Source organism: Rhodococcus sp. H29-C3, assembly GCF_030063405.1.
Classification (GTDB): Bacteria; Actinomycetota; Actinomycetes; order Mycobacteriales; family Mycobacteriaceae; genus Rhodococcoides.
The window spans coordinates 57919-82980 of record NZ_JASITC010000014.1 but is presented as its reverse complement, the minus strand read 5'-3'; the positions used below and the strand labels follow the sequence as shown (position 1 = coordinate 82980).

The 25062-nt window shown below is 64.7% G+C and carries 13 protein-coding genes and 1 pseudogene; 2 read left to right on the top strand and 12 right to left on the bottom strand.

The window, feature by feature from the left end; genetic code table 11:
* Positions 1 to 3: 3 nt before the first annotated feature.
* The 11 genes from QMK32_RS21515 to QMK32_RS21465 form a co-directional block, all read right to left on the bottom strand.
* Positions 4 to 627: an N-acetyltransferase gene (locus QMK32_RS21515; protein ID WP_283477367.1), complete on the bottom strand. Its 624-nt coding sequence runs from the start codon at positions 625 to 627 to the stop codon at positions 4 to 6.
* Positions 609 to 2060, bottom strand: coding sequence for a pyridoxal phosphate-dependent decarboxylase family protein (locus tag QMK32_RS21510; protein ID WP_283477366.1), 1452 nt, complete (start codon positions 2058 to 2060; stop codon positions 609 to 611). Before QMK32_RS21510 ends, QMK32_RS21515 begins: the two co-directional genes overlap by 19 nt.
* Complete coding sequence (locus tag QMK32_RS21505) at positions 2057 to 3607, bottom strand: PfaD family polyunsaturated fatty acid/polyketide biosynthesis protein (protein ID WP_283477364.1); 1551 nt, start codon at positions 3605 to 3607, stop codon at positions 2057 to 2059. Before QMK32_RS21505 ends, QMK32_RS21510 begins: the two co-directional genes overlap by 4 nt.
* The gene (locus QMK32_RS21500; RefSeq protein ID WP_283477362.1) at positions 3604 to 5628 is read right to left on the bottom strand and encodes a hotdog family protein; all 2025 of its coding nucleotides are present in this window, start codon (positions 5626 to 5628) and stop codon (positions 3604 to 3606) included. Before QMK32_RS21500 ends, QMK32_RS21505 begins: the two co-directional genes overlap by 4 nt.
* Positions 5625 to 11699 carry a type I polyketide synthase gene (locus QMK32_RS21495; protein WP_283477360.1) on the bottom strand — a complete coding sequence of 2025 codons (6075 nt, stop codon included), beginning with the start codon at positions 11697 to 11699 and terminating at the stop codon, positions 5625 to 5627. The genes QMK32_RS21500 and QMK32_RS21495 overlap by 4 nt, the downstream gene beginning before the upstream one ends.
* Before the next feature lie 48 nt (positions 11700 to 11747).
* Positions 11748 to 12353: an SGNH/GDSL hydrolase family protein gene (locus tag QMK32_RS21490; protein WP_283477359.1), complete on the bottom strand. Its 606-nt coding sequence runs from the start codon at positions 12351 to 12353 to the stop codon at positions 11748 to 11750.
* Complete coding sequence (locus QMK32_RS21485) at positions 12350 to 13585, bottom strand: NAD(P)/FAD-dependent oxidoreductase (RefSeq protein WP_283477358.1); 1236 nt, start codon at positions 13583 to 13585, stop codon at positions 12350 to 12352. Before QMK32_RS21485 ends, QMK32_RS21490 begins: the two co-directional genes overlap by 4 nt.
* Positions 13586 to 13741: 156 nt before the next feature.
* A complete protein-coding gene (locus QMK32_RS21480) occupies positions 13742 to 15430 on the bottom strand; it encodes an AMP-dependent synthetase/ligase (protein ID WP_283477357.1) in 1689 nt (562 codons plus the stop codon).
* An 81-nt stretch (positions 15431 to 15511) separates the two neighbouring features.
* Positions 15512 to 16444, bottom strand: coding sequence for a LysR family transcriptional regulator (locus QMK32_RS21475; protein ID WP_283477356.1), 933 nt, complete (start codon positions 16442 to 16444; stop codon positions 15512 to 15514).
* Positions 16445 to 16534: 90 nt separating this feature from the next.
* On the bottom strand, positions 16535 to 17329 hold the full coding sequence (locus QMK32_RS21470) for a tyrosine-protein phosphatase (protein ID WP_283477355.1): 795 nt from the start codon (positions 17327 to 17329) through the stop codon (positions 16535 to 16537).
* A 68-nt stretch (positions 17330 to 17397) separates the two neighbouring features.
* Positions 17398 to 22911, bottom strand: a complete 5514-nt coding sequence (locus tag QMK32_RS21465; protein WP_283477353.1) for an ATP-binding protein — start codon at positions 22909 to 22911, stop codon at positions 17398 to 17400.
* 516 nt (positions 22912 to 23427) lie between these two features.
* Here QMK32_RS21465 and QMK32_RS21460 point away from each other — a divergent pair.
* Together QMK32_RS21460 and QMK32_RS21455 are read left to right on the top strand one after the other, a co-directional pair.
* Positions 23428 to 23865, top strand: coding sequence for a helix-turn-helix domain-containing protein (locus QMK32_RS21460; protein ID WP_283477351.1), 438 nt, complete (start codon positions 23428 to 23430; stop codon positions 23863 to 23865).
* Between the two features lie 8 nt (positions 23866 to 23873).
* A pseudogene (locus QMK32_RS21455) lies at positions 23874 to 24218 on the top strand (IS6 family transposase); the annotation flags it as partial.
* A gap of 71 nt (positions 24219 to 24289) precedes the next feature.
* On the opposite strand, the gene QMK32_RS21450 reads toward QMK32_RS21455, so the two are convergent.
* Positions 24290 to 24910, bottom strand: coding sequence for a DUF3560 domain-containing protein (locus QMK32_RS21450; RefSeq protein ID WP_283477350.1), 621 nt, complete (start codon positions 24908 to 24910; stop codon positions 24290 to 24292).
* Between the last annotated feature and the right edge of the window lie 152 nt (positions 24911 to 25062).

The following is a 25062-nucleotide window of genomic DNA, read 5'->3' as shown; positions in this document are numbered from 1 at the left end:
CGTCTACGGTCCAGCGAAGATCGGGAACAGCTTCGGTCCACCGTCGGGGAGAACGATCTCCGAACCCACACGGGACAGTCCCAGACGCTCCCACAGCCGAAGGCTGCGCTCGCTGGACGCTTCCGCGTAGACACCGACACCGTCAGCGAGTCGCAGTTCGCGAAGAGCACCGGTCATCGTCCCCCGCACTCCTGTACCCCGTGAACGTTCGCGCACCGCCGCGAACATCACGTGGCAGTGCGGCGGAAGGTTGGCCGGGTGATGTGCATCAAGCAGTTCGATCAGGATGCGGACGCGGCGTCCGGTGGGCCCGGTGGCCGATTCGAGTCGGTCGAGTAGGACTGTGTTCTCATCGTCGGTGGCCACGACGTCGTCGGGTGTCGACCATACGAGAACGGCGTCGTTATCGGGTGAGGTCGCGGCCATTCCGCCGCGATCAAGGATGTCCTTGGTGACGATGCCGAAGAACGCGTCGAGGTAGCGCTTACGCTCGGACGTGTCCGAGGGAATCGCCCACTCGATGACCGGGTCCTGACCGAACGACGCCGTGAGTGTTGCGACGACTGCGTCGAGGTCGGGCTGACCGGTTACGGTCGGTTCAGGCGGTGTCACATGGGCAGCGGACATACGAATTCCTCCAAAAGTACCGTTTCGTGCTGTGTGGTGGCCTCGCGATGGGCGCCTACCAGCGCGGCGAGGATCCGATCGATGTCGGCGCGGTCGGTCTGCCAGTTGCACAACGACAGTCGGAGTGTGGGGCGACCGAACCACGTCGTCGGGCTGGCCCGGCCCGTCCCGCATTGCTGCACAGCGGCGACGACGCGGCTCAGGTGGCCGGCCGCGTCACCGTCCGGAGGGTCGAAGCGAACCAGGACCTGATTGAGCACGACCTCGTTGACGACGGTGATCCCGGCCTCGCCATCCAGGTTCGACGCCAGTTCTCGTGCGAGCCGACAGCATCGATCGATGAGTTCGGCGACACCGTCCCGGCCGAGGTGGCGTAGCGTCGCCCATAACACCAGGCTGCGCGCGCGGCGTGACATGTCCGGTGAGTAGTCGACGGGATCTCGGTCCCCGTCGGTGGCGACGGTCAAGTATTCTGCGCTGGTTCGTAGCGCCGCGCGATGCGCCTCGGGGTGTGCACACAGTGCGATACCGCAGTCGTAGGGCACGTTCAGCCATTTGTGTGCGTCCGTCGCCCACGAGTCCGCGGCGGCGAGTCCCGACACGTGACGGCGCACGGTGGGTCCTGCAGCGGCCCACATACCGAAGGCCGCGTCGACGTGTACCCACCCCCCGCGCTCGTGCGTCAGCCGGCAGATGTCGACCAGTGGGTCGACGGAACCGGAGTCGACGTTGCCGACCTGAGCGCACACGATCAGCGGGCCCGACGTCGAATCGAGACGATCGGTGAACGCGGGCAGCGACATTCGGCCCTGATCGTCCACCTCGACCGGGTAGACCTGTCCGGCCATGCCGAGCAGGCGAATCGCGCGGGTCACCGTGACGTGACACCCCTTGCTGACCAGAATGCGGGGCGCGGGGACGCCGATCAGGCCGTCGTCGTCGACGTTCCAGCCTGCGGCGGCGAGCACGGCGTGACGGGCCGCGGCCAGCCCGGTCAGGTTCGCCGTCGCACAGCCGGTGGTCACTCCCACAGACACGCCCGACGGCAGCCCGAACAGGTCGATCAGCCACCGCGTGACCGTTTCCTCGACGACCGAGGCAACGGGGCTGGTCGCGTACAGCGCCCCGCACTGATCCCACACCGACGTCAGCCACTCGGTTGCGACCGCAACGGGGTACGCGCCGCCCATGACGAAGCCGACGAAGGTAGGCGCTCCAGAGTGCAGCAGCCCTGGTTCGCCGCGGGAGACGAGCTCGGAGACCACATCGTGCGGTTCCTCGCCGCGCCTGGGCAGGGGTCGAACGAAGTCCGCACGCAATCGATCTCGGTCCGCCTCGACCCGGGTACTGTCGGCACGGCCGTCCCGTACGTACTGCTCGCTGTAACGGGCAACGGTCGTAAGCAGGCTCGCCGTCCTATCCGGCTCCGTCATCGTTGCGGCTCCGGCACATAGTGAGCGGCACGGGCGGGCAAGCGAACCCCTGCGCTGCGCAGCGAGGCGATACGGGTCGCGTAGGCACCGCCGACCATCATGTGGTGGGCGATGTCCGCGACCCGGCGATTCGTCGGCGCAGCAAGGTGCGTACCGGAGACCCAGCTGTTGAAGGCGCCCATCGCCGGTCCGCACCAGATTTGGTAGTCGGCTGTGCGATCGGATTCGCCGCGGATACTCCAGCCCGACGACAATCCGAGGTACCACCGGAAGATCAGGGCCATCTTGCGCTTCGGGTCCCGTTCGGCGCCCAAGAGCTGGCCCGGGTCACGTTCGGTGAAGTAGTCGACACATCCCGCCCATACGTCGTCGAGTGGTCTCGCGAAGATCGACTTCTCGAGGTCGGCCCGGCGTGCAGCTGGAATGGCCTCGATACCGTCGTACTCGCGATAGGTCTCGTACAGCCGGTGCGCGCGCGCGGCGAAAATCGTCCCACGCCGCAGAACCTGCACCTGCACACCCAGTTCGAACATGTCCGACGACGGAGCCATCGTGCAGTCGGCGACCCCGGACGACGCCAGGAGCGCCTTCGTCGTGTCCGATTGGTCGGCTTCCACGGACGCCTGATTGATCGAGCCGGTCACCACGTACGCGGCGCCCATCGCGAACGCCGCCGCCACAGCCTGTGGCGTGCCGATTCCACCCGCCGCGCCGATCCGGACCTCGGACGGTCCCGGTTGTTCGCGAGCAATTCTGTCCCGCAGCATGATCAGGTCCGGCAGCAGAACCGTCAGAGGACGTCGGTCGGTGTGACCGCCCGAATCGGCCTCGGCGGTAATGTCGTCGGCCATCGGGATGCGTTCGGCCCACTGCGCCTGGTCGGCGGTGATATCACCGGCGTCGAGCAAGGCCCGCAGCATCGGCGCAGGCGCCGGCCGAAGAAAATGTTCGGCTACTTCGGCTCTTGACACCTTGGCGACCACCCGATGCCGCGGCTCGACGCGTCCATCGCGGCCGAGCGTCAGCCCGCTCACTCGATAACGCACCAGTTGCAGGGTCAGACCCATGAAGGCCGACGCTTCGATGGTTGTCACCGCATGCCTGAGACACGCATCGACGATGGCCTTCTCGAGCACAGGTTCGGTGGGACTGTGGATGAGATTGCACGCGAAAGGAGTGTTGCCGAGCGCCTGCCGAATGGTGGTCAGCGCAGCCTCGATGCGGGTGGGAACCACACCTGCGGCGCCGTACGACGCGAGGTACCCCGCCCGTGCGAGCGCGATCACCATGTCCGGTGACGCGATCCCGTTGGCCATCGCTCCGGCGGCGTACGAGTAACGCACGCCGTGGAACCGCCGGAACGCGCTGTCTCCCAGCGACCGTGCGCCGAGCGGGCCGACGGCGCTGAGCACCCGCGCGTTCGCGGACACCGTCGGGTCCGATGTTGCTCCGACTCCGTCCGCGTCGGCGACGATCCAGCACGGCGAGTCGAGATCGAGCAGGACCGAACGCACGTCGCTCACTGCGCGTGCCAACACGGCGGTCATGCGAGTGCCCCGTTAGGGGTCGGGTTGTCAGCGAGCTCGACGGCGAGGTCGGTGAGTTCGTAGATGCGCAGCCCTGGCTTCCACAAGGACGCGTCGACGGTCACGATCACCGAGTCGGTTCTGCGCTCCACTGTCTTGATGTGCACTTCGAGTTCACATTGCCGATCTGTAGGCAGAAACTGGCCGCGGTATTTCCACGTGAAGTCGATGTCGGCGGGGATCATGAACTGCGGGTCTGCCATGCCCGAATCGAACCCGGCGTCGAGCATCCACTCCTGCACGGCCTGGATCGCCGTCTCCACACCGAGCGATCCGGGGATGACCGGGTCGAGGTGGAAATGTCGAGCGAAGAACCAGTCGTCCGGATCTATCCGACGCACCGCGTGCAGGTATCCGACGCCGTGGTCACCACCACCGTCGACGACGTCGATCTGATCGAGCAGAGCCAACGTGCCTCGCGAGCACAGGCGCGCTCCCGACGCGTTCCGGCGGGCTGCAATGTCGATCGTGCGAACAGCGCTCGAAACGTTCGTTTCGCGCCATGTCGGCTTCGTGCGCCCGGCGTCGAGACCGGTCTGGTTGCCCAGTGCTTCGTCGCTGAAGTAGCCGAACATCGTCTCACCGCGGTAGAACGCTTCTCCGTCGACTGAAAGGGTGTAGTCGAACGTCTGGAGCGACGAACCGGGCAGCATGGTCGTCGACAGCAGCCGTGACGACTGCGCAATTGTCTTGTCGCGCAGATCCACTTGACGAAGCACGGTAGCCGTGCCGCCGAGGTTGCGCAGGCTGAGGGTCTGGTCGGGGGCGGTGAGTGTAGGGCCGACGTACAGGCCCATCAGCAGCGCCGCTTGCAGCGAGGTCTCCATGTACACGAAATGCGGCACCGAGTTATTGGCACTGTCCGCGTAGTACCACGAATCGGCGGGAGAGTCGTATTCGCTGTCGTACGACGCCGAGCTGTCGAGAACCCCACGCGTGCCGTCGAATCGGCTGATGCGGTCGACCAGAAGCAGACCGCCGGTCGGCAGCCGCGTCGACCGGTGCCCGGTGAAGTGCGCGAATTCGGGGCCGAGTGCGATCCCTTGGTCTCCGTGTGCGAGATGCGCCATATGGAACTCGTTGAGTAGAACGCGTTCTCCACCGTGGCCGATCCGGCCGGTCCAGTGATCGAGGGTGCCACCGGTTCCGGGTCCGATCGCGGAACCGGGCTTCTCCGTGACGGTCACCGTGACACTGATGCTCCGGCCGTCTCCCGCGATCACTTCGGCGGTGAGGTGCGGTCGGGGGACGAGATCGATCTGAGTGACGACAACGTCGAGTTCCGTCGAACCGGTCTCGAGCCGTGACGGCGGCGCAGCGGTCAGTGTTGCGTCGACCAGACACAGATGCAACCCGGCGTACACGGCAAACGTCTCGACTGCTTGCACGGCCGCCGTCGTGGCGTCACCGTCGAACCGGGCGCGGAGGCGACCGTGACTCAGCGCACCGCCACGCACATCGATGTCGGTGATCGCGGTGAGAACCAGCGGCGAGTCTGCTGCGACACGCACCTCGGGGTTGGCTTCGGCCTGGTGGTAGTCCATTCCGAACACTGCGGCGACGTCGCCGTGCGACAACGACTCCAGCGCGGCGCGGTCGAGTGTCCGGCGATTGGCACGGGCGAGTGGCTTGAAGGCTCCCTCGGCCGCCACCGTGACGGGTGCCACGGTGAGCGATCGCAGTGGTGCGGGCGCGGTACCGGCGGCCCGGAGAATCGCATGCTGGACACGTGTGTGAGCATCGAGGTGTGCGCGGTGCGCCTCCGTAACCGCAATCCTGATGTCGCGCAACGGGTTGTGCTGTCCGGCAACCGGTACCGTGCGGTGTGGCGCCTGTGCGAACGCAGCCGGGCGGGCCGCTTTCGGTACGACGGCCACCGGTGCGGATGGCGCGGGGATCGATGGGGTTCCGACTGGGTCGAACGCCTCGCCGTCGAAGGCGAGCACGCCTTCGCCGTGGTCTCGTGTAGTGCCGTCGTTCATGATTGGGACCACTGCCTCACTGATTCGCGGAACATATCGGACAGATCGGGTGTCGTGACCACTGTCACGTCGGAGAATTTCTGAAGCACGGTGCTGTCGGCCCCGATGGCGGTGGCGTCGATGGTCACGTCGACGGCGCCCACGCGTGGGTTGTCGACCACCACCGCCCAGGGCTCGCCCATGGGGAGCGGTGCATAGTAATCGATTCGGCCGACGCCCAGGGGTAGGCAGGCCGAATTCAGCAATCGATGACCGAGCACCGGCGGCCCCTGCAGGATGACGTCTGCGAGCACTGGGTTGTGCAAGACTCCGGCATACGCCCCGAGTTCGAGCGGCTCACCCTCGAGCTCGCATTCGAGTACCAGTTCGCTGTCCGAATCCGCGAGAACGCGCCGCATCCCGTGCAGCAAGGGCGCGTGGAACTGCCGCGCATCGCGGTACAACTCGTCGGCAGGCACTCCGCCACCGAGGCGAGGTGCACTCATCCGAGGAGCCTGCGCAGGATGTCGATCGAGATCCATCGTCGCTACGTAGTGCGACACCGTCTTGGCCGTGTCGCCACCGGTGACGAACACCCGAACGGTGCGGTCGTTGTCGGGTGCAACACGAATGTCGATCGATTCGATCGGATGATCGAACACGATCCCTTTGTGTACGTGAAAATCGCGCACCGCGACGACGCACCGACCGGGGTAGGCACGCTCGACGACGTTGATCATCGCGCCGAGACCGAATGTCGCAGGAAGGACCGGATGAGAACCAATTCGGTGCGCTTGAACCAGCGGATTCGTGTCCAGCTTCGCCAGGCGCCTGGTGGCAACGAACGGTTCTCCCAGCGCCGGCGTTCCGTCGGTCAACGACGCGGCCTCTCCCACCAGAATCACGACGTCGTCGCGGCGGTCGTGTGTGAACTGTTCGGCGAACGCGCGCGCACCGACACCGGGATCGAGCAAGGTCACACCACGTCCGAGGAAGTGCTCGCGCAACTGGGCCGTGACCATACCGCCGTCCCACGCGCCCCAGTCGATCGCCGTCACGTGAAGGTTCGGGCGAGAGGACACATGGGCTGCGGCGAACCGGGTGAGCGCCTCGTTCGCGGCCGCGTAGTCCGCCTGGCCCGAATTGCCGTACAGCCCGGCGACGGACGTGAAGAGAACGATCCTGCGCAGGGGCCCGTGGTTCGCATCGAGCGCGTCCAACACGGCACCGAGTCCGGCAATTTTGGGGTCGAGAACCCGGGTGATGTCGGCGACCGTTTTGGCGCCGATCGCCGAATCGGCGAGCACACCCGCGCCGTGCACCACGACGGTGATCTCGGACGCCAGCGCGCTCAACCCTGCTCGCACCGCATCGGTGTCGGTGACGTCAACAGCGACGTACTGGGCGCGATCACCGAGATCATCCAGGGTTTCCGCTATCTCGCGGCCGGCACGGATTGCTGCGCAGGCCCGGCCGACATCACGGGGGGTGGCCCCGGAGCCTGCCATTGCCGTCAGCGCTGCCGACTGCAGACCCGAGTCGTCCACACCCTGAGCCCAAGCAGGTTCAAGGTCCGGGTCGGTCCGGCCGAGGAGGACGAACCGTGCGGCCGTATGCCGGCCGAGTTCGCGGGCACACAGCGCTGTCACACCGCGCGCACCCCCGGTCACGAGCACCACGTCGGACTCGGTCAATTCGGTGACGCCCATCGTCACGCTGGGGTCGACAACCGTATGCGACGACGACGAACCGTGCAGGCTGGGCACGATCGTCCACCGGTCACCGTTGTCGCCGATCGCGACTTCGAGCGTGTCCGTAGCTGCATCCGATATCTCGATCAGCAGTGTCTCGACAAGAGCATCGGCACCGACTGTCGGATGGACGTCGAGGGCACGGCAGAACAGGCCGGGCCGCTCGGCAGCAAGCGTTTTCACCACGCCGCCGACGCCACCGATCAACGCGCACACCGGGTCGACCGTCCCGGCGAATCCGAGCGCGCCGTCGAGTCGGCTCAACGTCACGAAGGCCCTTCGGAGCCCTTCGGCGCGTTCGAGGGACACACTGGCATACTTGGCCGCGAGCAGTGTCGCGGTGAGCCGCTCACTCGCAACTGACCACCCACTCGACGCGCCCGCAACGACGAGAGCGAGCGTCACGTCGGCGTCGAACGCTGCGGCCACTGTCCTCTCGATGTCGTTCACGGTGCCGGTCGCCGACACCTGCTCGACGGACCAGCCGTGGTTGCTGAGCTCGATCGTGATGGAGGCTGCATCCGCGCCGTCGTCCGTGAGGTCGAGAACAATTGCACTGGAGTCGGTTCCGAACAATCCATCGATTCGATCCACTGGCGGGAGGGCAGCAAGATCTACGGTGTGCCGCGGCGAGGTCGCCGCGGCTTCAGCTTTTGGGTAGACATCACTCCCCGCGGCCAGAAGCTCGACGATCTGATCGAGGGTGCGCAGCGTTCCGAGCTGCTCGGGTCCGAGGCTCGGCAGCGACGGGAACCGCTCCTGCACAGCGCCCAACACCTGCACACGCTTGATCGAATCGACGCCGAGATCGGCCTCGAGATCCATCGACGGATCCACCATCTCGACCGGGTAACCGGTCTTGTCGGCCACGACTTCGCGCAAGACGCTGCGCAGTTGGTCGGCAGTGACGCCCGCAGCCGTCTCGGACACCGACACGATGGTCGGAATCTGCGCGACCGGCTCCAGGGCCGCCGCAACCGGGGCAGCAGGTGCAGGGACGGCAGGCGCGGTGGGCGCAATCGCAGCCGGTGCGGGATCGGGTGTGACCTGCAGAGCCGCCACCCTTGTCGATCGGGTCGTCGTGACAGGCCGGATCGGTTCGGAGCCGGAGACGCTACCCGCGATCTCCAGTTCGGCGATACGCCCCAAGACCTCGGTCGCACGGGTGTGGCTGTGGCTGATCGCCACACCGTGGTCCTTGACTGCTTCGATCGCTCGCATCAGGCCGTCGTCGATTCGGTCGGCGCTCAGCGCCTCAGCGAGGTGACGGGCCAGCTCGAGCTGGCCGTCGAGGTACCGGTCGTGCGTATCGAGGTGCGCGGTCAAGGGCGATGACTCGTAGGTAGCGGGAGGTGAATCGTTGTGGGGCACGGTCGTCTCCGATGGTCGAGTTGCCTGCGGGGCGGGCGGGGGCTGGACAGGAGCGGCCGGAACGGTGACTACTGCTGCCGTGGAGGCGGCGGGGACCGAGGACGTGTCGGTCGGCGCGAGCGCGGACACCCGGTATCCGTCTGCAAGTGCATCGGCGTAGGCCTTACGGCGGGTCGGCGGCACATATTCCGGCGCCGACAACGACACTGTCATTCCACTTCCGGCACTCGTTGGGGCCGGTGTCGAGGCGTAGCGGTTGACGTTGTCGAGCGTGATACCCAGCACGATCAGCTGGGCGGCTGCACGCTTGAGCGAGAGGTCGCTGTTCCCGAGCGGGCCGATGTCCGTGGCGATGGCGACCACGTCGTCGCCCAAGGTGCGATGAACCAGCGACGTCAGGACTTTTTTCGGGCCGAATTCGACGAACACGGTGCACCCGTCGGCGTGCATAGCCTCGAGTGATGCAACGAACTCGACTGGTTTCAACAATTGCCCGACGAGCGTAGCGGTGTTTTCGGCCCTGTCCGAGCCGTACTGACGGTCCGGTGAATTCGCGTAGACGGGGATGGACGGGGTGCCGATGCCGACCGCTTCGACAGTGGGCGCGAATGCGTCGACTGCATGCGCGACGTACGGGGTATGAAACGCGGCCGACACCGGGAGTTCGCGGGTGGCGACACCGCGCTCGGCGGCACGTGAGATCACCGTGTCGATCGCACTGCGCCCGCCGCCGACCACCACTTGGTCCGGCGCGTTGTGATTGCAGATCCAGGCGTCGTCGATATCCGCGACGATCGCGTCGACATCCCCTCGGGAGGCGGCAACGGCGAGCATGGTGCCGTTGTCACCGTCGCACGTCGGTGCCATCGCTGCCCCGCGGGCACGCGCGAGGGTGAAGTAGTCGCCGGTCTCGAGTGCGCCCGACGCCCACAGGGCAGTCAGCTCGCCGAAGCTGTGTCCGGCCAGGGCATCTGCTTCGAAGCCGAGTTCGCGGAAGAATTGGTACTGCCCCACCGACAGCGCGCCGATGGCGGGTTGCGCGAACTCCGTTCGACGCAGCATCGCGTCGTGCCGATCGCGTGCCGCGTCGTCGAACACCGGCGGCGGGAACACAATGTGGCCCAGCCGTTGATCTGCGTCCGCGAAAGCGACGTTCGCAAGGTCGAACGCCTCGGCGACAGGCGGCGTGTTGAGTAGAGCGTCGGTCCCCATATCGACGTACTGGCTGCCCTGTCCGGCGAACAGCGCGCCGACCTTGATCTCCGGCATGGCGGTCGCGCGGAAGAACAGGCCCTCCGGATGGCTCCACTGCTCGGAATCTCTGTTGAGGGTCAGTTGTTCGACGCCCAGCTCGCGCAACTGCGCCTCGTCCTCGTCGTCTATCGCGACGAAGCCCAGCCGCGCGTGATCGTTCGGTATCTCCCCGCCGCCGACCGATTCGCCGGAGCGGACGGCCTCGATCAGCGAGTCGACATCGCCTGCGTGCCACACGTGCACGCGGGGCGTGCTGTGCAGCGGTCGTACGTCCGAGCGGGGTGCGTCGCTCTCTTCGAGAACGACGTGAAAGTTTGTACCGCCGAAACCCATCGCCGACACTGCTGCACGACGTACCGGTCGGCGCGGGTCACGAATCCACGGGCGGGTCGCGGTGTTGACGTACAGCGCCTCGTCCGTGCCGATTCCCGGGTTGGGCTTGTCGACGTTGATGGTGCCGGGAAGAACCTTGTGGTAAAGCCCGAGTGCAAGTTTCATGAGGCTCGCGGTACCGGCGGCGCCCTTGGTGTGGCCGATCTGCGACTTCACACTGCCGACAGCGGCATACGAGGTCTCGTCACCAGCGTCACGTAACAGACCGTTGAGCGCTTCGATCTCCGTTCGGTCACCGACTGCTGTACCGGTCGCGTGCGCTTCGAACAACTCGACCGAGGCCGGTGAGCACTCGGCGTCGGTGTAGGCGCGGTCGAGCGCGATCCGCTGCCCCTCCGCGCGGGGTGCGTAGATACTTTTGGACCGGCCATCGCTCGATGATCCGAGGCCGCGGATGACTGCATAGATGCGGTTCCCGTCGCGCTGAGCGTCCGAGAGGCGCCGGAGTGCAACCATACTGATGCCCTCGCCGAGCAGCGTGCCGTCCGCGTTCGCGGAGAAGGGGCTGATCTGCCCGGTCGGCGACAATGCGCCGACCTTGCTGAAGCAGAGATAGATGAAAATTGAGTTCTCGGTGTCGACGCCGCCCGTGATCATCGTGTCGGCACGACCGTCCAGCAACTCTGCGACAGCGGTCCGCAATGCTGCGAGCGATGCGGCGCACGCAGCGTCCACCGTGCAGTTGATTCCGCCCAACCCGAACCTGTTGGCGACGCGGCCCGCGACCACGTTGGCGAGCAGACCGGGGAACGAGTTCTCCTCCCACGGCGCGAACGCCGCGGTGAACTTCTCGGAAATTGCGTTGACGTCCTCGGTCGACAGACCACAGCTGCGCGCCGCCTCCTTCAGGATCGGCGTGGACAGGCGTGCGGCGAGCGGATGCATCAAGGGAACCGGTCCGGTCGTGCCGAGCACGACACCGGTGCGAACGGGGTCGTACCAGGACGATCCCGTAGCGCCGGCGTCGATCAAGAGATCACGAGCAACGCCCAAACTCAGCGTCTGCATCGTCGACGTCACTTCGAGCTGGTTGGGCGGCATTCCGAACTCGAGGGGATCGAAATCCACGTCGGGGAGAAACGCCCCTCGGCGAGAGTAGGTCTTGTCCGGGGCAGTTCTGTCGGCGTCGAAATAATCGTCGAGGCTCCACCGAGACTCCGGGACCTCCTCGGTGCAATCGACACCGTCGACGATGTTCTGCCAGTATTCCCGGTGGCTCGTGGCTTTCGGGAACAATCCGGACATGCCGACGATCGCGATCGGGTTGCGAGCGAGTCGGCGGTCTTCGAAGATGTCGGATCCGGTAGTGGATTCGTCGGTCACGATGGTCCTCTCGGGTTCTTGTGCGAAGTTACGTGCGGCGAGCGAAGGTCAGGCTGCGAGGGTGGTGGCCGTCGTCTGGTAGACGAGTTCTACTGCGGAGGCTGCGAACTGACGGTGTCCGATCGAGCTCGGGTGGAGGCCGTCCAACGTCCACATCTCACCCTCCGACCACTGGGGGGACGAGGCGATGTCCAGCAGAAGCGTCCCGGTGGCGCGGGCAACTTCGGTGAGCGCGGCATTCGCTTCGGTGAAACGCTCACGCAGCAGTTCCCTGAACTGGACGGGAACCGGTAGTCGCCCCGGGATATCCGGGTACGACGCGGTGAACACCGTCGCCCCGCCCGTCCGCAACTTGTCGAATATCGAATGCAGATTGTCCTCGAACCGCGCCCGCTCGTAGTCGCTCACCAGATCGTTGACCCCCACGACGACACCGTAAAGAGAGGAACGGGTCGACAGGGCACCGGGAAGCTGAAGGTCGAGAACATTCGTCGTCGTGGCGCCATGGGTACCGAAGTTGCGAACTTTGTTGCTGCGCAGTCCGATCTGGCCTGCGAACCGCGGGACCCAGCCGCGGTAGCCACCGCCCTCGACCGGGTCGCCCCGGCCTTCGACGAAGCTGTCGCCCACCACGGTCAGAGTCGTGGCGCTCACGCCGACGTCAGGTGTCGGTCGCCCTGCGGGAGGTCTACTTCCGCGTACAGCTCGGCGAGATTGGTGGGAGAGAAGAAGACCTCACCGGGAATACCTCCGGCGATGAGGCCGAAGAACTTCTTCGTGTACTCGGGACTCTTGCTCGCAGCGCGGAAGACCGAGTCGTAGTACGGCGTCAGCGACAGCTCGGAGATACTCGTGGTCAACTCGTAGGTGCCCGCACTCTGCTCGTCACGGGTGTTCTGGTAGTCCTCGAGCGCATCGATCATCGGCCGAGAACCGCTCAAACCTTCGGATACGCGATCGGACAACAGCTCGGCGTACCTGAACGAGTCGGTGATTCCCCATCCGGTGAAGGGATCCTTGTGGTAGCCGGCGTCGCCGACCAGTGCCCAGCCGGGACCGAACGAGCGACGGTAGAAATTATCCGGATACAGCATCGGACGGAACGGCTCTTCACGAACGCCGCTGTCGCGCAGCTCTTCACCGTACTTCGGGTCGATCGCGTCGACGATCTCCTGGAGGTTGGCATCGGGGTCGCCGCGGAAGTCGCGGAACCGGTCACGCTTGCGCATGACTGCAACGAGACTCAGACCGTCGTTGGTGGGCCACGACGCGAACTGCTGCTCGCCGAACCCGGTGCGGTGCTGCATGCCCCAGTCGATCCCGGAGTAGTACGAGTAGTAGACGAAGCAGCCCCCGGGCGACGTCTTGTAGACGTCCGCGCCGACTTTGCTCGCGACGGTGGAATTGGCACCATCCGCGCCGATCACTATCGAGCTGCGGAACTCCTGCTCCGGTCCGTCACCCTCGTGTCCACGAATCCCCTGCACGACGCCGTCGCTCATCACGAGCTCGTCGACGGTGAAGTTTTCGATGACCTCGACACCGGCTTCGCGGGCGGCGTCGACCAGGATGGAGTCCAGGACGGTGCGCCTGGGGCAGTACACGGCGTCGAGTCCGTCGATGGGGTCTGCGAATCCGTTGAGGGAGATGTCCGTGTACGAGAAGTTCAGATGCCGAATCGGCGGGCAACCGGACTCGATCACCTTGTCCAGGAGCCCCCAGTCCTTCAACCGCGAGAGCCCTGCCTGATGAACGTAGTGGGTCGAGACCGTGTCGCTCGGGAACGTCGTCCGATCGACCGCGAGTACTCGATATCCTTTCCGTGCGAGCAACATTGCTGCAGAGGAACCTGCCACCCTGGCGCCGACAACGATGACGTCGTACATTTTGCATCCACTCCTGTTCGATCGGTCTCGATGAGCTCGTGTCTCGTCCTGTCGAATCTCAGTGTTTCTGCCTCCGAGGCTCGATGCGCGTCCGAAAAATGGTTCGGCATCGGGCGATCGGTCTGCCCTATAGCCGACCTGGGATCTCCGGATTTGTTATCGAAGTGTTTGCGGCGAGGCCATGTCGTAGATGTCGGCGATCTCGGTGACGAACGCTGCCTCGATGGCGGCGCGCTTCAACTTGAGTGACGACGTCAGCAATCCTGAATCGACTGTAAAATCGACTGGCAAAGCACGAAATTCACGAATCGACTCAGCACGGGAGACCAGCGAGTTCGCGTCGTCGACGGCCGCTTGCAGCTCTGTGCGTACCAGGGCGTCATCGAGGCCGGTCGCCGCCGGGTCGAGGGTGATCAACGCGGCCACAAACGCACGCCCGTCGCCGATCACGACGGCGTTGCTCACCAACGGATGCAACCGAATTCGGTCTTCCAGTGGCGTGGGTGCCACGTTCTTCCCTCCCGAGGTGACCAAAATCTCCTTCTTGCGCCCCGTGATCCGAAGGTACCCGTCGTCCAGCTCTCCGATGTCTCCGGTATAGAGCCAGCCGTCGGCGTCGACCGGTGAACGATCCGCTGCGGCACCCCAGTACCCCCGCGTGACGTTCGAGCCGCGCACCAGGATTTCGCCGTCGGGGGCGATGGCTACCGTGGTCCCCGGGATCGGCCGTCCGACAGTTCCTATTCGATTGCTCTTCGGCTCGTTCACGGTGACCGCCGTGGCCGATTCGGTCATGCCGTAACAATTGAGGATGTCGACGCCGAATCCTGCGTAGAACCCGGCAGTGGAGTCGTCCAGTGACGCGCCCCCGGAAATCACGGAGTGCAACCGTCCGCCCAGCATATCGAGCACGGGCCGAGACGGAACAGCGACCGAAGCTTGTTCGCCGGACCTGAGCAGCGACAATCCGTCGGACACCGCCGCTTCTTCCGCACCGGCAGCGAGGTGTGGACGGGCAGCCTTGCGAATCTTCTCGAGGGCGTATGGAACAAGAGCGAGGAACGTCGGCTTGATCTGCGGCAGTGCCGCGACCGTGTCGGGAATGCCCGGCAGCAGATGAGTCTCGCTGCCGCCGTACAGCGTTGCGTAGAGAATGGTCTGTCCGAACACGTGGGCCAGTGGGAGCCCCAGCGCCGTAACCGCCTGGCGGTTTCCTGCGCCGCCGAACATCTCTCCGGTCCGAACGACAGTGTTGGCTGCAGCCGCAAACATGTTGCGGTGGCTCAGCATGCAGCCTTTGGCCGGCCCGGTGGTTCCACTGGTGTACACGATCATCGCTACATCGTCACGATGGACTGCGGCGATGCGTTCATCACAGCCGGTACGTCCACGCGAATGTGACCACTGTGACACCGTCTCGAACGACCACACCGTTGCCGCGCCGGCGCTGCGCAGTCGCTCAGCGTCCGAATCGTTTTCGGCGGCGAAGTAGGTGGATCCGGAATCGGTGACGATGTGGCGGATCTGTTCGTGGGAAGATGTCGGATATACCGGGACCAGTACACCGCCGACAGCCAGCACGGCCAGATCGAGAACGACCCAGTCCAGGCTCGTGCGACCGAGCACAGCGACGCGTTCGCCCACCTCCATCCCGGCCTCCACGAGGGCCGAGGCGACATTGCGAACCCGCTGCGCTACCTCCAAGCACGTCAGCGATTCGGGTTGCCCGTTGCCACGGAGGGACGGCCGACCCGGCGTCCGGTCCGCAGCGTCGAACACGATGGAGGCGAGGCCCGAATTCTCACCCAACTCGACGCCGGGCCCGGAGAACGACTGTTGATTCATGTATATCGATTCAACACTGCTACTTCGCGTGCGGCAATGTCGAAAAGACTTGCGCGCCAATGGATATTTCTATTGAAGACGTCACACTGCGAGTTGCACATCCGGCGGACGTTTTAGGTTGTCTGGAGGCTCGATGCATTCCAGGAACGACTCGACAGCTGGATTCACCTCGCCGGCGCGCCAGACGACGTACAAGTCGATGACGGGAACCGGGTCGAACAACTTCACTGCGACCGAGTTCGCCCCTACCGCTCCCATTCCTACGGACGTGGCGCGGGGAAGGGACGCGAAACCGACAAGCGGTTTGACCGAGACGACGTGTGCCGTCGCTCCCGGATCGTCTGCGGTCTGAGCGATGTTCAACGCGATCTTGTTGTCCGCCGCCGCCGACAGGATCGAGTCGTACATCGCCGGGCACTGCTCGCGTTCGAACAACACGCACGACTGGTTGGCCAGTTCGGCGAACGGAATGCCGGGCCGGCCTGCCCACTCATGACCTTTGCCCACTACCGCGACAAGGGGGACTCGGTGCAGGACTCGACGGTGTCGGAACTCGGCCGTGTGCGGATGACCATAGACCAGAGCGATGTCGAGGACTCCGTCTGCCAGCGCCGAGATCTGTGGACCGGTCCTTTTTTCCCACAGTGAGACCACCAAGTCCGGATGGTCCTTGCTCATCTTCGCCAGTGCGTACGGCAGCACGTGTCTGCTGGCGGGGAAGTTGTAGCCAACATTGAGCGATCCCGATCGCCCAGCGGCCGTCGATTTCGCAATTCGCGAGGCCTTGTCCATTTGTTGAACGATCAACCGTGCCTGCGCTTCGAATTCTTTGCCCGCCGACGTCAGCTTGACCTCGTGTGAGTTCCGCGCCACCAACATCACGTCCAGCGACTTCTCTAGTTTCTGCAGTTGGGCACTGAGAGACGGTTGAGTCATATGAAGCCGAGCCGCAGCCCGTCCGAAATGCAATTCCTCGGCGATGGTGAGAAATGCCGTCAGGTGCCTGAACTCCATGGTGCTCCCCAATTAGTTCGTGGGGACAACAGTATCTAGATGGAGTAACTGCACGTGAATGGAGCGAAGCTGTGCGGTGCCGCCGGAGTGTCAACTGAAATGATTCGACCAGTCGGTCAGCAACGCACCCCTGAGATCTGCCAGGACGGCATCGCCAATGCCGATCGCGTGCAGGTAGCCCTCGAACGACCCGTGCACCTGATCGACGGTTTCCAGACCGCGGCGGTAATACTGTTCTCTCACCCCGAGCATGGCGTCGGACGGTTCGATCGGGTTCTCGTTTCCCTGCGTCGACCACACTGCTTGCATGTGTCTGCGCAATGGCTCAATGCCAGAGTTGCTTCGTAAAAAGTCGGCCACAATATCCGCATCAGACACTCCTACAGCGCGCAGGACGGTGGCTACCGACCATCCTGCGCGATCCTTACCTGCGGCGCAATGCACAAGGATCGGACCTTCGCCGGCTGCCAGTGCCGTGACGATTTCGCGGATTGCGGTGTATGCACCCTCGAGTGACGAATACGAAGAGTACGTGCGCAACATGGAGCCGATCTGGTCGTCCTCGCCGCGCGAAGCACCACCCTCGTGCGGGGCGCTCGCGCTCCGGTGGTTCCTGTAGGGGGTATTGCGTAGGTGAACTCCGCCGGGAAGTCGATCGGCCCCGCTACGCGCTATTTCAGCTTCGCCACGGAGATCGAATACCGTCGTTACTCCAAGCCGTCTGATTTCGGTGCGGCCTCGTTCGTTTAACCGTGACAGTTCCGACGACCTGAAGAGAACCCCGCTCCGAACGGCGCGCCCGTCCTCTGTGCGGGCCCCACCGACGTCCCGAAAATTCCAAGCACCCGACAATCGAAATTGATTCGAAGACGACAATTTCGACATGAGGTCATCTCACCGCTGCATCACGCCGGGAGTAGTTCCCGACGCTGTCCGACTCGAAGGGTATCGATTCAGCATTCATTCGCTTCCTCGGTTACACGTGAACTACGAGCCATTCCACGTTCGACGGCGGCGATGAGCTGCGGTCGCAGTTCGGCTGCCGGCACGATGTGGTGCACCGATCCGACGTGCTGGGCGCGCTGGATGTTGTGGATGGCCTCGAACTCTTGGGCCACCTCGCCCAGCTTCGCGTTGCGCACGTCGGCCTTCGCCGATGCCAGCTCGACGCGCAGGTGTGCGCGGTCCGCGTCGGTCTCGGCTGCGGTCAGCTTGGCTTCGAGATCCTTGACGATCGGATCCGCAGCGGTGCGGGCGTTGACGTCGCGGGTGAACACGACGGCAGCAGCGGGTGCGCCGCCGAGCACCGAGGCGAACGATCCCTCGACCGCGAGCACCTCCATGTTGTCGTTGAGCGCACCGGAGAACACGACGAATGCGCCTCCGTGGTAGCGGGAGACGACACAGAACACCACCGGGCCGTCGAAGTTGACGATCGCACGGCCGATCTCGGCGCCGTACTCGAGCTGGATGTTGCGCAGCGACTCCGGTGAACCGTCGAATCCGGAGAGGTTGGCGAGTACGACGATCGGGCGAGAGCCGCTGGCCGCGTTGATGGCTCGGGCTGTCTTTTTCGACGAGCTCGGGAACAACGTTCCCGACGTCCACTGGTCGGGTCCATCCGAGGGGAACCAGCCCTTACGCGGGATGGCGCGCGACTCGATGCCGATGACGGAAACCGGGATCCCGGCGAGGTGCGCGTCGAACACCACCGAGGTATCGGCGTCGGCCATGTCGGCCCAACGCTCGAGCACCGAGTGATCCTGGTCCACCACGGCGCGCATCACGGTGCGAATGTCGAACGGCTTCTTGCGATCCGGGTTGGTGACCTTGGAGAAGATGTCGCCGACGGTGGTGAAGTCGCTGGACGGGTGCACGTGCGGGTAGCTACGCACGTCGCGGTCGGTCGGGTCGACGGTGTCCGCGCGACGCGGGAACCGCTCACCGGGTGCGGTGTAGGCGTGGTCGTAGTGACCGAACAGCACGTCGACTGCGGCGCGCAGGTTCGGCGCCCAGTACTGGGCCTGACCGTTCGGTCCCATGACGCGGTCGTAGCCGCCGATACCGAAGTTGTCCTCGGCGGAGACGCCACCGGAGTAGTCGAGTGACTGTTTGCCGGTCAACACCATTGCGCTGTCGGGGGTCATCACGAGGATGCCCTTCGTGTGCGCCAGCATCGTGGCTTCGGCGTTCCAGTACGGCTGTGCGCCGACGTTGATGCCTGCGACGATGATGTTGATCTCGCCGCCGCCCTGGGTGAAGGTGATGATGCGGCGTAGTCCGCGTGAGACCCAGTCCATGTTCTCGGTGCCGGTACTCATCGAGATGGTCGCACCGGAGGACAGCGCGAACCATTCGACGGGCGCGCTGAGCTTTTCGGCCAGATCGATTGCCGCGACGATGCGGGAGCATTCGGCTTCGGCGACGGTGCCGAGTGCCTTGGTGGGGTCACCGAAGAGTGCGACGCGGGTGACTCCCTCCGGGTACCGCTCGGTCGGCGTCGTCACCAGGCCTGCGATGATTCCGGCGGTGTTGCGCCCGTACGGACGCTCGACGGGGGCGAGCACGCCGGAGTCGTCGAAGTCGTACTCGGTGAACGATCCACGAGTGCCGGTGAGCATCGGGATCAGCTCGTAGGGGTACATGGTTCCGCGGGCTTGCGAACGCTGGACCTTCTGGGTGTACTCGTCGATCGGACGCATCGGTTCGGTCGGTCTGCCCGTGACCTTGGCAACGACGCCGGTGCCGGATCGGTACGAGAAACGAATCGCAACGTCGCGAGGAGCAGACCCGACGCCGTCCTTGACCCTGGCGATCATCGTGATCTCTTCGAGGCCGGCACCGATGGTCGATGGTGCGATGTGCCGCGCGATGGCCGCGAGGCGGTCCTCCGGTACGTCCAGCACCGGCCACACGTAGAGCGTGACGCGGTTGGCGTCGAGGCGCTTCTTTCCGCGCTGGGCCTGGGTGCGGCGGATGCCGTCGAGGCAGGCAGCGACGGTACGTTCGATCTCGGGGACCGCGACGACGTTGCCGTTGTCGTCGAGCTGCGTTGTGACGCCGCGGATCTCGGCGAGTGCCATGAGGCGCTCGTCGGAGGGGTTCTCCTTGGCCTCGAGGTGAAACAGGTAGGTTCCGGCGGTTGCGGGTAGCCGCTTGCCGTTGAAGTTCTTCAGTCGCCACAGATCGAGACGTTGACCTGTGAGTGGGTGCATGTCGCGGATGATCAGATCCTCGACCAGCGGCCCATGTCCCTCGGCGGTGCTGTTGCCTTCGGTGGCGGTACGGCGGAACGTCACTTTTCGAACTTCGGTCCCGCAGACGGTTATGGTCACGCGACGCCAACCGCGGGTGCGTGGGTGTTCCGACAGGACCGCGTGAATGGTCGACGAGATCTCGTCGCCGTCGGCCGGGGCATCGGGCCAGGCAAGGTAGAGATCGACCGCGAGGTGCTCGGGAGCCGGACCGGCGATATCGTCGATCGCATCGAGTGCAGCGGAAAGCTCGGCGAATGTGGTTGCTGTGGAAACCAACTGCAGACGCTCACCGGCGAGGTCGAAGTTGCCGGTCACGAAGTGCTTGCCTTCGCGGTCGAACGCTTTGACGTCCTCGAGGGTACGGATTTCGTAGTACTGCCGGGTGATCACTTCGAGCAGTGCGCCGGGTTCGGAGATGCGAGAGGCAAGCAGATCGATCAGCGGCTCGGGGGTGGAGACAAGCGCGTCGATCCGTGCCGAGTAGTCGGTGGCGTCCGGGTTCTCGGCGAGGTACTGCAGACTGCCGCGCACCCCGTCGTAGACCTGGTCGCGGGCGCGAGCGATCTGAGGTGCGTCGAACAACCGGAAGCGCAGGTTGCGCGCGACGTCGCCGATGACCGGGTAGCGCGCCTGGGTGGCCACGATCAGACGCTCGAGCACCTCACCGACAGCGGATGCCGATTCGGGCTGTGATGCCTCGCCGGTGAGCCACTGATCGAGCAGGGACGCGATGACCGGAACTTGATTCTCGATACGCTGTAGCGCGAGGAAGACGCGGTATACGGCCTCCTCCAACTCGGATCCACGTTCGAGGTCATCGGCGTCGTAGTGCGCAAGGGCGCGAGAAAGTTTGCCGCGGAACGAGTCCGGAAGTCCCTGGATGTCGACGTCGAGCGAGTGCAGGAACGAATGGAAATGCTCACGAGGGGAGTGGACGCGCTCGTCGGTGTGCTCTTCGTCCATGGTCGGACGGTTGCGTGAGAGTTCGCAGATATCGGCGAAAGTGTTGAGCAGTGCCAACTCTGCGGCGAGGACGTCGCGATCATCACGTGGAACGGCGCTGCGCAGTCTCTCGTAGCCGGAGAGCAATGCCCGCGCACGCGTTGCGCTGACATCGAATCCGGTGATGAGAGCGGACATTTCGCTCAGACGCGAGAGTGCCTGGCAGCTGGCCGACTCACCTTCCGGGCCCGGGGCGGTGCGGAAGGTGACGCGAGCGGTCTGCGTCAAGGCTTTCTGCTCGCTTGCCTGATCGACACGCAGCAGTGCCGCTCCCGAGTCCACCTGGCCGTTGACCGATGCGAGGACCTCACGGACCCTGCCCGCGTACGGCGAGCGCACCGTGGTTTCCATCTTCATCGATTCCAGTACGACGAGTGTCTGCCCGGCTTCGACCTCGTCGCCGACAGCAACGGGGACGGCGACGACGACGGCGGGTGCCGGGGCGCGGACCAGGCCGGCTTCGTCCTGGCTGATCTGGTGACTGATTCCGTCGACCTCGACGAGGAAGTGGGCGGCCCCAGCGACGGTGACGACCTGGTAGCGGCGGCCGCCGAGGACGAGGCGGCTTTCGTACTGCCCCAGCCGTTCGACATCGACCTGCAGGTCTCCGCTGTCTCCGTCGACCTGGTAGCGGTGGGGTCCGATCTGACCGACCCCGACCTTGTAGGCCTGGCCCTGGTAGCTCAATTCGACGGTACGGCCGATGGTGTGGCTCGCCCGCGGACGTCCACCGCGCGCCGAGGCGAGGAACCCGGCACGCTCACGGGCCTCCTCGGCGTCGTAGGCGTCGATAGCGGCCGCGATGATCGCGATGTCGGCAAACGCCGTCGGCCCGGTCGCGGTGCCCGCATCGGTGCGGTCGAGCCAGCCGGTATCGGCCGAGGCCGAGATGACTTCCTCTTGGTCGAGCAAGCTGAGCAGGAACGACTTTGTGGTGGTGCCGCCGTCGATGACGACGGTGGTCTCGCGCAACGCGTTGCGCAACCGGGCCAAAGCTTCGCTGCGGTCGCGGCCCCAGGCGATGACCTTGGCGACCATCGAGTCGTAATCGGGTGGGATGACATCGCCCTGTGCGATGCCGGTGTCGACGCGAATGCCGGTTCCGAGGGGAAATTTGAGCAGTGCGACTGTTCCGGGGGCGGGCGCGAAGCCGTTGTCGGCGTCCTCGGCGTTCAGTCGGGCTTCGACGGCGTGACCGAATTCGGCAGGGCAGTCGCCGTCCAGACGATCTCCGTCGGCGACGAGAATCTGCAGTTTCACCAGGTCGATGCCAGTGGTGAACTCCGTGATGGGGTGTTCGACCTGAAGGCGAGTGTTGACCTCGAGGAAGGTGAAGATTTTCTGCTCGGGCTGATACAGGTATTCGACGGTTCCCGCTCCGGTGTAGCCGGCTGCGAGTACGAGCTCGGCGGACACTGCGCGTAGGTGGTCGGCCTGCTCCTGGGTCAGAAGGGGCGAGCTGGATTCCTCGATGACCTTCTGGTTGCGGCGTTGAATCGAGCAGTCGCGTACCCCCGGCGCCCAGACATTGCCGTGGTTGTCGGCGATGACCTGAACTTCGACGTGACGGGCATCGGTGACGAGCCGTTCGATGAACACGACCGGATCGCCGAAGGAGCGTTCGGCTTCACCCTGAGTTCGTTCGAGTGCGAGTTCGAGCTCGTCTTCGTGGAATACCTTGCGGATCCCGCGGCCGCCGCCACCGCTGCGAGCCTTGATGATGAGTGGGTAGCCGATGGCCTGCGCGTGGCGACGTGCGTCGGCGCGCGTTTCGACGGGCCCTCCGCTCCAGGGTGCGACTGGAACGCCAACCTTTTCGGCGAGCAGTTTCGCTTCGACCTTGTCGCCGAGCAGGCGCATTGCGCTTGCCGACGGGCCGATGAAGGTAATGCCCAGCTTCGCGACGACATCGGCGAATGCGGGGTCCTCGGCGACGAAGCCCCAGCCGACCCACACGGCGTCAGCGCGGGACTCGAGGAGAGCGCGTTCGAGTTCTGCGTGGTCGAGGTAGGCGGATCCGACCTCGGGCTTACGCAGGGTGACGGCTTCGTCGGCCTGCCGCACGAACATGGCTCGTCGCTCGGCTTCGGTGTGGAGTGCGACCGTCCGGATGCCGTAGCCGTACTCGGCGTTGAGTTCGTTGACGGCCCTGATCAGGCGTACTGCCGCCTCGCCTCGGTTGACTACTGCTATCCGCTTGAACGTCATATTCCCTGATTCGTTAGAAGGTCGAAAGAGAGGTTGTGCCTTCAGCTCGCGCTGATCCACGAGCGGATTGTTCGCAAAAGATCCAGCACAGCGGGTACTGAACGTTTCTTTGGCACACTCCAGGCTCGGGTACCACCCGGCGCATGCGCGCCCGAAGAGACTGATCGTGTTCGTGCGATCAGAGTCGCTTATCGCACCGTTCCGGCCAAGATCACGTGCGACAGGATGATTGTTCGGGACCGTTGCATCGGTTGTCATCCCGCACCTCGAACTATGGCAGTACCGCGACCTCAGGGTTTTCTGACTGCTGTTGGGCAGAGCGGCGAGGGGCCAGGAATGTCGGTGCACCGTCGCATACTGATCAGCATTCGAATCGGCACACGGTACGGCCCACCATTACCGCGAGAGATTTTGCGTCAGAGTGCTTTTGCGCTAATTTTGTCGAATGCGGTGTCGTTGAACCCCTAGTGCCGCGCGCCTGAAGTAGATGGGCGGTTTTGTTTGATTGAATTGGCTATGCGCGCAGCTCCGTTGTTGATCCCCGACACCGACCGTGACCAGCTCGAGAAGTGGGTCCGGTCGACGACGGCGAAAGCGGGGTTGGTGCAGCGAGCGCGGATCGTTCTGCTCGCCGCCGATGGTGTCGCGCATGCGGAAATCGCACGCCGGTTCTCGATCTCACGGCAGACGGTGATCAACTGGCGTGCCCGATACGAAGAATCCGGCGTGGACGGGCTGTTCGACGAAGACCGCTCCGGTAGGCCCCGCACCCTCGACCGTGACAAGCTGATTTCGGTGACGTTGACACCCCCTCCGAAGAAGTACGGTGTTACGCACTGGAGCTCGCGTTTGCTCGCCGATCACCTCGGCATCGGATACGGCACCGTCGCACGGGTGTGGCGCGGGCACTGTCACGTTGTTGAACGCGGCAAACTGGGAGAATCGGCGAGGTGAGCACCTCGATGCCGTCGTACAAAGGCCACCGCTACCCGGTCGAGATTATCAACCACTGCGTGTGGTTGTACTTCCGGTTCCCGCTCAGCTTCCGCGACGTCGAGGAACTCATGCTCGAACGCGGTGTCGTGGTCAGTTACGAGACGATCCGGCGGTGGTGCGCCAAGTTCGGGCAGGCCTACGCCAACCAGTTGCGTCGACGGCGGTCCCGGCCCGGCGACAAGTGGCACCTCGACGAGGTGTACATCCGAATCAATGGCCGCCAACATTATCTGTGGCGGGCGGTCGACCAGGACGGCAACGTGCTCGACCTGCTGGTCCAGCCACACCGAAACGCTGTGTCGGCCAAGCGATAATTCCGCTCGGCGGACGCCGCAGGTGGCCTGGCGGTGCCGCCCCGCGTCCGGAGCGGCACCGCCCGCTGCTACTCCCCCACCGCTGCCTGCTCGGTGTTGTTGGTGCCGACGAGGTCGGCAGCTTTTTTGTGTCCGGTGATCTCGGTGTAGGGCATGGTGTCGGTCCAGCTTCCGCCGACGATGGAGGGGATCGTGACGGTTTTTTTGTTCACGTGCTTGACTGGGTACCAGGTGCCGCGCCAGGCGACCGCGTCGCCTTTGGTGATGGTGTCGGGTCCGTAGTCGACGGCGGTGCCGTCGGCGATCTGCTCGGTGCGGGTCTTCTCCCAGTAGGCGACCTGGTCGGCGCGTTCGGTCATCCGTTGCGTGATCTTCTCGCGGTGCGCTCCTTGTGCCGGGGTGGTTTTCTCGGTGTTCCGGATTCCGTTCTGTATGAACAGTGTTCGCTCATGACCGTCGAGGAGTCGCTGATCTTTTCGCTGCTCGGCGCTGAGCGTGTCGATACGGTTCGCGACGGTTACGGGGCTGTAGCGGGCGCGGGTGGTGACAGCGGCTGCGGCGTCGGCGCGGATGCGTGCGTCTTTCGCGGCATTGGTTGCTTGGATGGCTTGTCCGGTGGCGCGGTGGGCTTTGTCGATGGCACGGCGGTGCCGGCCTTCGCTGTGTTCTCCAGAATCCGCATGTCTCATGAGACATGCCAGGATCTGCGGGCCTCATGTGATGCTAGTCGAGACGCAGGGTTGGTAGAAGAAGTAGCGTGTTGGGTGCTTGAGGCATCAGTCAATGAGGACCGACCTCTGCCTCCCGGCGTGTTTCGCGAACCGGGCAATCACTGATGCCT

What these genes read in the sequence shown, in the direction of transcription:
- QMK32_RS21515 (WP_283477367.1), bottom strand. Translation starts at nt 627, where the DNA reads ATGTCCGCTGCCCATGTGACACCGCCTGAACCGACCGTAACCGGTCAG.
- QMK32_RS21510 (WP_283477366.1), bottom strand. Translation starts at nt 2,060, where the DNA reads ATGACGGAGCCGGATAGGACGGCGAGCCTGCTTACGACCGTTGCCCGT.
- QMK32_RS21505 (WP_283477364.1), bottom strand. Translation starts at nt 3,607, where the DNA reads ATGACCGCCGTGTTGGCACGCGCAGTGAGCGACGTGCGTTCGGTCCTG.
- QMK32_RS21500 (WP_283477362.1), bottom strand. Translation starts at nt 5,628, where the DNA reads ATGAACGACGGCACTACACGAGACCACGGCGAAGGCGTGCTCGCCTTC.
- QMK32_RS21485 (WP_283477358.1), bottom strand. Translation starts at nt 13,585, where the DNA reads ATGTACGACGTCATCGTTGTCGGCGCCAGGGTGGCAGGTTCCTCTGCA.
- QMK32_RS21480 (WP_283477357.1), bottom strand. Translation starts at nt 15,430, where the DNA reads ATGAATCAACAGTCGTTCTCCGGGCCCGGCGTCGAGTTGGGTGAGAAT.
- QMK32_RS21475 (WP_283477356.1), bottom strand. Translation starts at nt 16,444, where the DNA reads ATGGAGTTCAGGCACCTGACGGCATTTCTCACCATCGCCGAGGAATTG.
- QMK32_RS21470 (WP_283477355.1), bottom strand. Translation starts at nt 17,329, where the DNA reads ATGTCGAAATTGTCGTCTTCGAATCAATTTCGATTGTCGGGTGCTTGG.
- QMK32_RS21465 (WP_283477353.1), bottom strand. Translation starts at nt 22,911, where the DNA reads ATGACGTTCAAGCGGATAGCAGTAGTCAACCGAGGCGAGGCGGCAGTA.
- QMK32_RS21460 (WP_283477351.1), top strand. Translation starts at nt 23,428, where the DNA reads ATGCGCGCAGCTCCGTTGTTGATCCCCGACACCGACCGTGACCAGCTC.
- QMK32_RS21450 (WP_283477350.1), bottom strand. Translation starts at nt 24,910, where the DNA reads ATGAGACATGCGGATTCTGGAGAACACAGCGAAGGCCGGCACCGCCGT.